Origin of the sequence: Calothrix sp. NIES-3974 (assembly GCF_002368395.1) — a bacterium.
Taxonomy (GTDB): domain Bacteria; phylum Cyanobacteriota; class Cyanobacteriia; order Cyanobacteriales; family Nostocaceae; genus NIES-3974.
The window spans coordinates 4,387,153-4,398,416 of record NZ_AP018254.1 but is presented as its reverse complement, the minus strand read 5'-3'; the positions used below and the strand labels follow the sequence as shown (position 1 = coordinate 4,398,416).

The window sequence follows — 11,264 nt, the reverse complement described above, 5'->3', positions numbered from 1 at the left end:
CTGGTGTATCGTACCCAGGGAGCAATAGTTACTTCTATTTATCCTCCATTACCTTTCCCAACCTACTTTTTGCCCAGATTAAATTATCAAAATACTCGTTGAAAACCCTTCGCCTTTAGGCAAGGAATGAAAACGGTCTAGGTTCCTTAGGAATCTCTGATTTTATCTCTTTGCTGTCCAATATACTATTGTACAATCACTATAACGCATAAACAACAGGGGGTGATTCAGCAGTGTTGGTATTAGAGTACAAAGTTAAAGGTAGACGAGAACAATATAAGGCTATTGATGAAGCTATTAGGACAATTCAGTTCATCAGCAATAAAGCTATTAGATATTAGATAGACGCACCTCAAGATACAAAAATCAACCGCATAGCTTTGAATAACTACTCTACAACACTTTTAGTTGGTGAAAACTGAAGAGAGCAAATTCTGACGATGAATGTAGAATCCCCTCGGTTTTAGCCAGGAGAGTGTCAAAACTGGCTACATAACATGAACAACCCTGTATTTTCAAACCTAATTTTCAAACATAAAATTGTGATTTTAACTCTGAATAGACAAGTGCCAAGTATCTGAGGTATGAAGCTTTAAAAATATGGATTTGCAATTCATGAAAACTCAAAAATTGGTAAAAATTAGGAATAAAACAGTTACCTTTTGACCAACATCATCAAACAACCTTGACCACAATGCCACAAGATGTTCCTCCCTCGAATTACCACCTTTTATCTACAAAATCTCCATAGCTTGATTCCTCCCCACCAATGAACATTTCCAATCCCATATTTGTCAACCAAAAATCAGAATCAGCCAATATTCTCATCGTCGATGACCAACTAGATAACCTCAAAGTTCTATCGAATATATTAGAAAGCGAAGGCTATCAGGTGCGTAAAGCCTTAAACGGTAAAATAGCCTTAAAAACCTGTCAAGCAGTACGACCGGACTTAATTTTACTTGATATTAACATGCCGGAAATCGATGGATATGAAGTTTGTCGCCTACTCAAACTGAATCAACAAACCCAAGATATTCCGATTATTTTTATTAGTGTTCTCGATGAAGCCCTAGATAAAGTCAAAGCAATTAAAATTGGTGGTGCCGATTATATTAGTAAACCATTTCAGTTTGATGAAGTAATTGCCCGTGTTCAAAACCAATTAACAATTCAAAAATTACGATTAGAATTAGAAACAACCAATGCCAAACTACGGCAGCAAAATGAAAATTTACGCGCGGAAATCGAAAAACGCCGTCAAGCAGAATTAGCCCTTCAACAAGCCAATCAAACCCTACAGGAATTAGTTTGGTTAGATGGTTTAACCGAAATTGCCAACCGTCGTTATTTTGATGATTACCTACAACGGGAATGGCAACGTTCTGCCAGGGAAAAAACCAGCCTTTCGTTACTTTTGTGTGATATAGACTATTTTAAGGCATATAATGACACCTATGGACATTTAGCTGGAGATGCATGTTTAAAACAAGTTGCCAAAACCGCTAAAAACACAATTCGTCGTCCAGCAGATTTAGTCGCACGCTATGGAGGAGAAGAATTTGCCGTTATCCTTCCCAATACAGATATTCAGGGTGCAATTTGTGTCGGAGAAAAGTTAAGGAAGCAAATCGAACATCTGAGAATACCCCATTCTGGTTCAGCTGTTGCTCCCTATATTACCTTGAGTATTGGAGTTGCAACTGATATTCCCAGTCACCAAAGCTTACCAGAAACTCTGATTGCTAATAGCGATCAAGCTCTTTATATGGCTAAGAACGGTGGACGCAATCAAGTATATGTCTCTAGTGCAAGGATAGAAGATACAAAATACAGAATACAGGATACAGAATTCAACATACAGGAGAAATAGTTATTAATTTTATTTGATTTTGATGACTTTGATTGAGGGCTATTTATCGTCTATTTCATGGGATGGTAAAAATCAAAATGAGGAGTTATTTCCTATTCCCTATCTCATGATGAAAAACCTGAAGATTTGGGATAAGAACCGAGATAACAGCACAACAATCAAACAATCAATTGAGAAACTGGAAATTTTGACATTTTTCATGAAAGATTAAATATGCATACTGACCAATAAATCAATCTATTGAACATTTATATTAATCACAAAATGAATTTTGTATGCATACTGACCAATAAATCAATCTATTGAACATTTATATTAATCACAAAATGAATTTTGTAATCGAGCAGTCAAATACCCAACGCACGGGGAATATTTTAGTCGTTGATGACACACCTGATAATCTACGTCTGCTTGCAGCCATGTTAGCGACCCAAGGTTATGAAGTTCGCAAAGCCTTGAGTGGGAAAATGGCGATAACAGCCTGTCAAATGTTATTACCGGATGTAATTTTACTTGATATTAACATGCCGGATATGGATGGTTATCAGGTGTGTCAATGCTTAAAAGAAAATTCTGCCACTGCAAATATTCCGGTGATTTTTATTAGTGCGCTAGATGATATTCTCGATAAAGTTAAAGCCTTCGATGTCGGTGGAGTTGATTATATTACCAAACCATTTAATAGTACGGAAGTAATTTTAAGAATTGAAAATCAGTTAAATTTACGCAAATTACAGCTACAGTTACAGCAAAAAAATCGTTTGTTAGAGCAAGCATTAAGTGATTTGAAATCTGCTCAAATTCAACAAATTCAAAATGAAAAAATGATAGCATTGGGCAAACTGGTAGGTGGAATCGCTCACGAAATTAATAACCCCATCAGTTCAATTTACGGCAACCTAGAATATTTAGAACAGTATCATCAAGATATTATAGATTTAATTAATATATATCAACAAGAATATCCAGAAGTCAGTCCCAGAATTCAAGCATATACAGAAACAAAAGATATTAACTTTACGCTGGAAGATTTAAATAGTATTTTGGCAGAAATGTATCGAGGTTCTAACCGAATTCGTTCGATAGTTTTAGCACTGCAAAACTTTGCTCGTCAGGATGAAGCCAAGTTAAAAAAAGTTGATATTCATGAAGGTATCGAAAGCACCTTGCTCATCCTCGAAAATCGTCTTCAAACATCAATCAACCGACCGAAAATAGAAATCATCCGCAACTATGGAAAATTATTACCTGTTGATTGCTATGTCAGCGAACTCAACCAGGTTTTTATGCACCTAATCGATAATGCCATTGATGCGATCGCAGGGGAATTCAACCAATCCAAATCCCATCCCCAGACAACATCTTCCCTGGGAACAACACCCATGATTCACATCTCCACCCAGATGAGTAAAGAGAATCGAGTCGCGATCGCAATTACAGATAACGGTCCAGGGATTCCCCCAGAAACCCTACCCCACATCTTCGACCCTTTCTTTAGCACCAAAGATGTTAATAAAGGACGGGGACTAGGATTGGCCATTAGCTACCAAATTATCACCCAAAAGCACCACGGCACAATCACCTGTGATTCCTTACCCGGAAAAGGTACTAAATTTATCCTGGAAATACCAATTACCCAAACACTGATTTCCCCTGGAGATGTCAACCACCCTAATCCCGACTAGGAGGCTTTTTTTTCGACATACTTAACATCGGTAAACTGGAATTTGAGGATTGGGGAGGTAAATAGCGCTGTACCACCACTTCTTCTTCAATAGGATGATTTTGTTGTTGACTTCGCCACCATCGCACTGCCAAACTAATACCAGCAGTACCTAAACCAAACCAAAACAAAGACCAACTATCATCAAATCCACCAATTAGAGCATCAACCACCCCAATGGTGACTAAAAAGCTGACCACAGGTTCACGACGATAGGCTGATTTTAAAAGATAAGGTAAAACAGCATTCATAATAGGCTTTTTTCGTAAATGGCTGGTAATGGACTGTAAGCAGTTAGTATAAGCTATACTTTGCACGCTAATATATTTTCCTTTTGTTTTGTTGACAGTTGACAGGTGACTGTTGACCTTTAAAATTTAACCATCTCAACAAAAAGCTCACTGATTGACCGTGTAAAGTACAATTGATGATACCTCATATACACTCGGCTTTCCGCAATAAATTACAATGTTAAGCCTTTTCTTTATAATTATAATTTTTTTCCCCCAGAAGTGAAGCTGTGGGAGGATACACTATACAGGAGATAGAATACGGAATGTAGGAGACAGGGGAGTTTAAACAAAAATTAGAAATTTACTTTTTAAATCAAACATTGCCGTTAGTTATCGTCCCATAGTCTAGATTTCCTCTCCCAATTACAGCAAATTGCAGGTAAATGACATTTTAAAGGCTTGTGAGAAAGGTTTTTAAGAATCTTTCCTGTATCCTGTATGCTTCAATTATGCACTCCCAGCAGTCTATTCCATCTCTTCTTTGAGAGGTCGGGATAATGGGAGCATCCCCAGGTAAATAAGTCGAATTTTGATTACAATCATCAAGATTACGGATATTTATCCTCAAAAGCCAACTTCTGGAATAACCGGTTTTTTGCTACTCCCCTAGAGACGACCCACTGGGTCGTCTCTACTTCCTATTCTGCGCTATTCCTAGACGCTGAGTAATTCCTTACTCTTTCTTGTTTCAATGGGTGCGGTTAAAGCGGTTTCTAAATCTGCACACCCTAACCTTTGTTCGAGAATATTCATGACTTCCCGACCAAAATCATTGGGGTTTTGCCTCCATGCTTGTAAACAAACTTCGCCAAAGAACGAACCTAATGGTTCCGGATTCCAGAGCAATTTTTTCGCTGTCCAAGGCATTAAACTCATCGGATTATAGCCGGGTTTGAGGATATTTTGTTTAAAAGCATATTCTTCCAAATGGGTGTGGGGTTGTAAACCAATAAAGAAAATTGCTGGTTCAACTTTATCTGCACCAAAAATTCGCTCTAGTTCACGGTGGTAAGCAATTGTTTGCCGAATTGTCTCAAAGGTTTCGTCGATGACATTAAAGGAATAATTCACAGAAACCAAATCATGAAAACCAGCAGCCTTTAAATCCCGACAGTTTTGGAGAACGGTGCGCAAATTATAACCCATACGCATTTTTCGCACCAATTCTTGGGAACCACTAGTAATGCCAATTTCAAAATAATTCATTCCCGTTTTGACCATTAAATCACATAATTCGGGAGTTAAATTATCAGCACGAATATAGGCAGCCCAATTAATATCCGTCATTCCGGAATCCACGATTTTCTGCAATAATTCTACAGCATCGTCAATAAATTTACGCGCCGGAATAAATTGAGCATCTGTAAACCAAAAATTCCGAATTCCCCGTTGATAAAGTTGACGCATTTCGGCAACTACTTCATCTGCGGGATTAATTCGCACCTGTTTTCCTTCCACAACTGTATACACACAATAACAACAATTATGGGGACAACCGCGTTTGGTTTGCACACCGATATAAAAATCTCCGTCCTGGAAATAATAATTAAATTCTGGCCAAATCTCCTCAATATAATCGTAGTTACAAGCGGTTTTTTCTAAGGGTGTGGGTTGTTCATGAATCAAACGGGGACGGGGTTGACTTTCGCCGACAATATAACAACGTTCATCCCGAAAATCCTGTCCCTTTAGGTATTTTGTCAGTAAGGTTTCTCCTTCCCCAATGGAAATTATCGTCCCAGTGGGCAGACTTTTACCTAATTGCTCGTAGAATACACTAACTGCACCTCCACCAACAATTACCTGTGCTTGTTGATGATACCTTTGAGCACGTTTGAGTCCCCGTTTAATTAAACCTAAATTCCGCCACAATTCCACATAGTAGGCAATAAATATTTTTAACCCACCAATGGCACCACGTAACTTAATCAAAGGGTTTTTTGCATAATAAACTTCAAAGGCATTTTGCAGGGGATTTCCCCCTCTTCCTCCCACGGGAGCGTAAATTTGAATGTCTCGCCAAGAGTATACTAGCAAGGTGGGTTGAAATTCATCAATACATTTATCGAGTGCCGATTTATAATCAAGCGGTGGTACAGTTCCCAAGTCAAAAATACGCTGTTTTATATGGGGAAATAATTTATGAACATGGTCACTAAGATAAACAACTCCGATGGGAAATATGGGATTGCACGGTAGTCTCACGTAGAGTATGCGGTTTTCCATTTGGTTGTTCATCATGGGGTTTTGGGTTTCCATTTTGCTATTTTCGCAGGTAATATTTGCTGATAATAATTATGATGATTCCCGCAGAAAGTAAGCTGGGGTAATTCGGCTTCAGTTGGTGCTTGAAATTAATTTAATTTCTTGGCAACTCAGCTGAACTAATGGGATTGAAGATAATTGCGTTTCCCTATTTTCAAAATAGAGAAAAATGAATAAATCAGGGAAAGGGGTAATTTCTGGTTGCAGAAGTCATCCCCTATCAAAATCCTAAATCATTTCTGCCGAAAGTAGGAGTTCGGAGACAGAATACAGAATACAGGAAACAGAAATTTAAGATACCTGATGGCTAATCGCTCCCATCTCCATAGTTTTGTCTATGGATGTCAGTCGGATTGCCAATCTGACTTGCAGGGGTTTTTGTCAAGATAGCTAATAGAATATTGACAAACATCTCTGAAACAGCAAGCAAAGTTAGGTCTAAACCAGATGAGTGATAGATTCCCAGGTCAACAACTAGCTCAAATTTCCGTACAGGAACTGGCTGAACGTTTGCAAGAGAATAATACTCAATCTCAATTGCAACTGATTGATGTTCGAGAACCAGATGAAATTGCGATCGCTCGGATTGAGGGATTTACCAATCTGCCTTTGAGTGATTTTGCCAATTGGTCTGATTCGATCCATTCCCGGTTTGACCCTGATGCGGAAACCTTGGTTCTCTGTCACCACGGTATCCGTTCGGCTCAAATGTGTCAGTGGCTAATTTCCCAAGGTTTTACCAATGTCAAGAATATCTCTGGGGGAATTGCTGCCTACTCTTTGAGGGTTGATCCTAACATTCCCCAATATTAGACAATTATTCTCACAAATCCAATTAAATATCATCAGTAACGGCAATAAAATTCAGTGACTTAAGATACGGCAATGCTTGCGTGTCTATGGGAAAATTAGGGATAGAGAACGGTAAAATCCTCATTCCCATCCGTTTTGCTATCAGTAATACTATACGGATTACTCGCTGGATGCAGAGGAAGTAGGAATGAGTTATTTACATGGTTTGGTTGTGTTCCAACGACATGGGGGACTCCCTTGCAAATAGGGAGTAGGAAAGACAAGAGTGTGGTAGGGGTAAAAACACCTGCATTCGGTTCTGGTGTAAGCATTACATTTCGGCTACTCCCCACTCCCTGTAAGCTTTAGGGATTTATGAGGAATTCAGGTATGGGTTTTTGTAACTTTATTTGTAACTTTTGCCTATAATCGCCAATAATTTGCTATGTTTCTTTACTAATATTAATCTTTTATTAAGATTTAGTCTGTCATTAAAACAATTAATTTTTTAAACTTTAATTAAGATTTGCCTGTGGTAAACCAATTTAACATGGAAATTCAGCTTACAGAAAGACAACAGCAAATACTAGGGGCAACAGTCCGCCATTATATTGCCACGGCCGAACCTGTGGGTTCTAAAGCGTTGGTGGATGAGTATAATTTGGGTGTGAGTTCGGCGACAATTCGCAATGTGATGAACGTGTTGGAAAAAGCCGGATTACTGTTTCAACCCCATACTTCGGCTGGACGTATCCCGTCGGATTCCGGTTATCGTATCTACGTAGACCGCTTGGTAACGCCATCGGAAACTTTAGCGTTGCAGGTGGAAGAGATGCTGCAAAAGCGTTTAAAGTGGGAAGATTGGAGTTTAGAAGCGCTGTTGCAAGGTGCAGCGCAGATTTTGGCAACTATTAGCGGTTGTATTACCCTAATTACCATGCCGCAAAATAGTGTCGCGATGTTACGGCATTTGCAGCTATTGCAAGTGGAACCGGGACGGGTGATGTTAATTGTGGTGACAGATAGTTACCAAACCCATTCTGTGTTGGTGGATTTACCTTTGACCCGCGATGGGAATCCGGTGGAAACGGAAGTAATTGACCGGGAATTACAGTTGGTTTCTAATTTTTTGAATAGCCATTTACGGGAACAAAGTCTACTGGAATTGGCGAAACTCGATTGGAGTAAGTTAGACCGGGAATTTCGCTGTTACGGTGATTTTCTCAAAACATCTTTGCTAGAGCTATCCCGTCGGACTAGTACTGGAAGCACAACCCTCATGGTACGTGGTGTGTCAGAAGTCTTACGTCAACCGGAATTTTCCCAATTGCAACAGGTTCAAACCATCATTCAACTATTGGAAGAAGAGCAGGAACAATTGTGGCGATTAATTTTCGATGATTTGCAACCGGAGGAAAGCGGTAAACCCCGCGTCAATGTGAGGATTGGTTCCGAAAATCCCCTGGAACCCATTCAAACTTGTACATTAATCTCCTCAACCTATCGTCGGGGTGAGTACGCAGTCGGTAGTGTCGGTGTACTCGGACCGACTCGATTAAATTATGACCATGCGATCGCTGTTGTCGCAGCAGCAGCAGAATGCCTCTCGGAATCTTTTCGCTAAGGTTTGTATCCTCAATCCGGAAAAGTCCCAGTAGATTTTGTTGGTTTCCAAGTATTAATATTATAGAGGCAGTGTCCGTTATTTTTCATCAACGGGACATTTGCTCAAAGGGAACTAGCCAATGCTGGAGCTAATAGTTGGATTAGGAAGTACCGTATTTTGGGTGTGGATGGTGCTAGATTGCGTCCGCAATGAACCCGATCGGCATATTTGGATTTGGGTATTGGTGCTATTTAACATCCTCGGAGCGATCGCCTATTTCCTGTTCCAAGTCATACCCCGTGGTGACTATCTTCCCCAGTATTTTCAGCGCTGGACACGCAAACGGGAACTATGGATAGCTGAAAATGAAGCTCGTTCCATTGGTAAAACCTATCAATACAACCATCTGGGTAATATCCTGATGGAATTAGGAATGTATGAACAAGCTCAAACAGCCTTTGAACAAGCCTTAAATCAAGAAAGTGATAATACAAATGCACTATGGGGAGCAGCAAAGGTTGCGATCGCGCAGAAAAAATATCCCCAAGCTCAAGTATTATTAGAAAAGTTACTCAAACTAGATCCCGATTATAAGTACGGTGATGGTTCCCTAGCTTACGGAGAAGTGTTAATCGCTCTCAAGCAAACTCAAACTGCGCAAAAGCATCTGGAAAAACATATTAAAAACTGGAGCCATCCCCAAGGGTATTTATTATTGGCTGATATATTATTACAAGCTAATAATAAGCAAGCTGCGCGAGAATGTTTAGAAACCATGATTACTCGGATTCAGGGTTCCTCCTATTTCCACTACAAGCGCAATCGCCCTTTTTTGAGCAAAGCCAGAAAAATGTTAAAAAAACTCTCATAGAATCAACTCCAGAACCCCGATTTCTGACACATCCCGCAAACTTGCTTTTTAATTGGGAGTGGAAAGTAGGGACTAGAAAGAAAATTCAGCCGTTATTCAAAGTTTACTGTTCTCTTGGGAGAAATGCAGGATTAACAATTTCTGATTAATTATTTTTTTAATGAATGACCAAATATCTTCTCGTACTTCCTAAATACCTAATTATGTCAAGAAAAATTGGATTTTGGTTACTGTGGTTAGGCTTTATTTCCTATGCATTTATATTTGCACCCCCAGACCAACCAGACACATTAGAATTAATTACGAACCTTTCCACCGGAAAAATTACAGGTATTAATCCATTGGTAATTGCCCTATTTAATTTAATGGGAATTCTACCCATGATTTATGCTTGTATGACCTTGATTGATGGACGTGGACAGAAAATACCCGCTTGGCTATTTACAAGCGCGTCCTTTGCTGTTGGTGCATTTGCCCTATTACCCTATTTAGGATTACGGGAATCTAATCCCAAATTTCCTGGTCAAAAAAACTTATTCATTAAAATTTTAGATGCACGACTGACAGGTATTATCTTGACCATTGGTGTGGTAATTTTAGTCGCCTATGGTGTTAGTCAAGGTGACTGGAGTGACTTTGTTCAACAATGGCAAACCAGTCGATTCATTCATGTCATGAGCTTAGATTTTTTGACCCTGTGTTTAGTTTTTCCAGCTTTATTACCCGATGACATGGCGCGTCGCCATGTGCAAAATAACTCCTTATTTTGGGTTGCAACATTAATTCCCTTGTTTGGTGCATTATTGTACCTATGCCTACGTCCATCCTTACCGGAAACTATTGTTGATGGCGGGAAAGATATAGGGGAAAAATTAGCCCCTACAGCCTAAATACAATTTTAGATTTTTAGATTTAAGATTTTGGATTACCCTGATGGGATATATACAGCATTGCCTGAGATAGCGTTGCTGAATTTGGGCATGAATTATAATGATTGACATTTTGTATTAAAACCCAAATTACCGTAGAGACGTAGCGATGCTACGTCTCTACTAGGCGATGTAAAATGTTCAGTTCATATTTGTATTCAGCAACGCCAAAAATCAAAAATCGAAATACAATAACAATCCTAATTTCAGTAGTGAAAGAAACGATTTAGGCTGTACCCGACAGGAAGGCTTCTCTAGGAGAAACTGCGCTACGCTGATGACTGTCAAAGACTAACAGTCAACAACCCTACATTTAAGATTTTATCAATCATTTAAGGTTACTTTTAAAGAAACTTTTTCTGGAAAAGCTTAAGATAGAAGTGTATCTGCTTGTACTATCATTAGTCAGTGCAAGTTAATTGTATTTTTGATGGCATCATCGCCGATGACTACTTTATCATGGGTTCTATTGGCAGGCGGTTTTTTACTGCTGGAGTTGCTATTACCAGTTCCATTTCTGGCAATGATAGGTATTAGCGCGTTGTTTGTTGCACTACTTGTCTGGATGGGATTGGCGAATACTTGGTTGCAAATTGCGGTTTGGATAATTGTATCTGGATTATTGATTTTGTCTTCGCGACGGTTTCTGGTTCGGAAACGGGGACAGATCAAATTGAAAGGGGATGTAATAGCTGAAACCCTGACGGAAATTCCTCCAGGGAAAACCGGACGGGTTTTGTACGAGGGAAATTCTTGGCAAGCACGGTGTGATGATGAGATGATGCTGATTCCTGCACAGGAGCGGGTGTACGTTGTTCGTCGCGAAGGGACAACGCTGATTGTAATGCCACAAAGTGTGTTAAGGAGCGGGTGAATTAAGGAAATAGGAGTAGAGACGTAGCATGGCTACGT

9 protein-coding genes are annotated in these 11,264 nt (G+C 39.4%); 7 read left to right on the top strand and 2 right to left on the bottom strand.

The annotated features are described in order from the left end of the window. Positions 1 to 769 precede the first annotated feature (769 nt). Positions 770 to 1,873, top strand: coding sequence for a diguanylate cyclase domain-containing protein (locus CDC37_RS17680; protein ID WP_096623665.1), 1,104 nt, complete (start codon positions 770 to 772; stop codon positions 1,871 to 1,873). A 326-nt stretch (positions 1,874 to 2,199) separates the two neighbouring features. Next, complete coding sequence (locus tag CDC37_RS17670) at positions 2,200 to 3,558, top strand: hybrid sensor histidine kinase/response regulator (protein ID WP_096623661.1); 1,359 nt, start codon at positions 2,200 to 2,202, stop codon at positions 3,556 to 3,558. Here the strand turns inward: CDC37_RS17670 and CDC37_RS17665 are convergent. After that, entirely contained in the window at positions 3,545 to 3,847 is a 303-nt protein-coding gene (locus CDC37_RS17665; protein WP_096623659.1) for a hypothetical protein, read from the bottom strand. The two genes, CDC37_RS17670 and CDC37_RS17665, sit on opposite strands and share 14 nt — an antisense overlap. Before the next feature lie 696 nt (positions 3,848 to 4,543). Beyond that, complete coding sequence (locus CDC37_RS17660) at positions 4,544 to 6,148, bottom strand: photosystem II high light acclimation radical SAM protein (protein WP_096623657.1); 1,605 nt, start codon at positions 6,146 to 6,148, stop codon at positions 4,544 to 4,546. A 453-nt stretch (positions 6,149 to 6,601) separates the two neighbouring features. Here CDC37_RS17660 and CDC37_RS17655 point away from each other — a divergent pair, with 453 nt between their 5' ends. From CDC37_RS17655 to CDC37_RS17635, 5 genes are all read left to right on the top strand, one after another. Continuing rightward, positions 6,602 to 6,967, top strand: coding sequence for a rhodanese-like domain-containing protein (locus CDC37_RS17655; protein ID WP_096623655.1), 366 nt, complete (start codon positions 6,602 to 6,604; stop codon positions 6,965 to 6,967). 529 nt (positions 6,968 to 7,496) lie between these two features. Next, a complete protein-coding gene (hrcA, locus tag CDC37_RS17650; RefSeq protein ID WP_096623653.1) occupies positions 7,497 to 8,570 on the top strand; it encodes a heat-inducible transcriptional repressor HrcA in 1,074 nt (357 codons plus the stop codon). 121 nt (positions 8,571 to 8,691) lie between these two features. Next, positions 8,692 to 9,423 carry a tetratricopeptide repeat protein gene (locus tag CDC37_RS17645; protein WP_096623651.1) on the top strand — a complete coding sequence of 244 codons (732 nt, stop codon included), beginning with the start codon at positions 8,692 to 8,694 and terminating at the stop codon, positions 9,421 to 9,423. 203 nt (positions 9,424 to 9,626) lie between these two features. Further along, positions 9,627 to 10,313, top strand: a complete 687-nt coding sequence (locus tag CDC37_RS17640) for a DUF2834 domain-containing protein (RefSeq protein ID WP_096623649.1) — start codon at positions 9,627 to 9,629, stop codon at positions 10,311 to 10,313. 484 nt (positions 10,314 to 10,797) lie between these two features. Beyond that, positions 10,798 to 11,226, top strand: a complete 429-nt coding sequence (locus tag CDC37_RS17635; RefSeq protein ID WP_096623647.1) for an NfeD family protein — start codon at positions 10,798 to 10,800, stop codon at positions 11,224 to 11,226. Positions 11,227 to 11,264 lie beyond the last annotated feature (38 nt).

Excerpts from the sequence above, each read along its gene's own strand:
- CDC37_RS17640 (WP_096623649.1), top strand. The coding sequence starts at position 9,627 with ATGTCAAGAAAAATTGGATTTTGGTTACTGTGGTTAGGCTTTATTTCC.
- CDC37_RS17635 (WP_096623647.1), top strand. The coding sequence starts at position 10,798 with ATGACTACTTTATCATGGGTTCTATTGGCAGGCGGTTTTTTACTGCTG.
- CDC37_RS17655 (WP_096623655.1), top strand. The coding sequence starts at position 6,602 with ATGAGTGATAGATTCCCAGGTCAACAACTAGCTCAAATTTCCGTACAG.
- hrcA (WP_096623653.1), top strand. The coding sequence starts at position 7,497 with ATGGAAATTCAGCTTACAGAAAGACAACAGCAAATACTAGGGGCAACA.
- CDC37_RS17665 (WP_096623659.1), bottom strand. The coding sequence starts at position 3,847 with ATGAATGCTGTTTTACCTTATCTTTTAAAATCAGCCTATCGTCGTGAA.
- CDC37_RS17680 (WP_096623665.1), top strand. The coding sequence starts at position 770 with ATGAACATTTCCAATCCCATATTTGTCAACCAAAAATCAGAATCAGCC.
- CDC37_RS17660 (WP_096623657.1), bottom strand. The coding sequence starts at position 6,148 with ATGGAAACCCAAAACCCCATGATGAACAACCAAATGGAAAACCGCATA.
- CDC37_RS17670 (WP_096623661.1), top strand. The coding sequence starts at position 2,200 with ATGAATTTTGTAATCGAGCAGTCAAATACCCAACGCACGGGGAATATT.
- CDC37_RS17645 (WP_096623651.1), top strand. The coding sequence starts at position 8,692 with ATGCTGGAGCTAATAGTTGGATTAGGAAGTACCGTATTTTGGGTGTGG.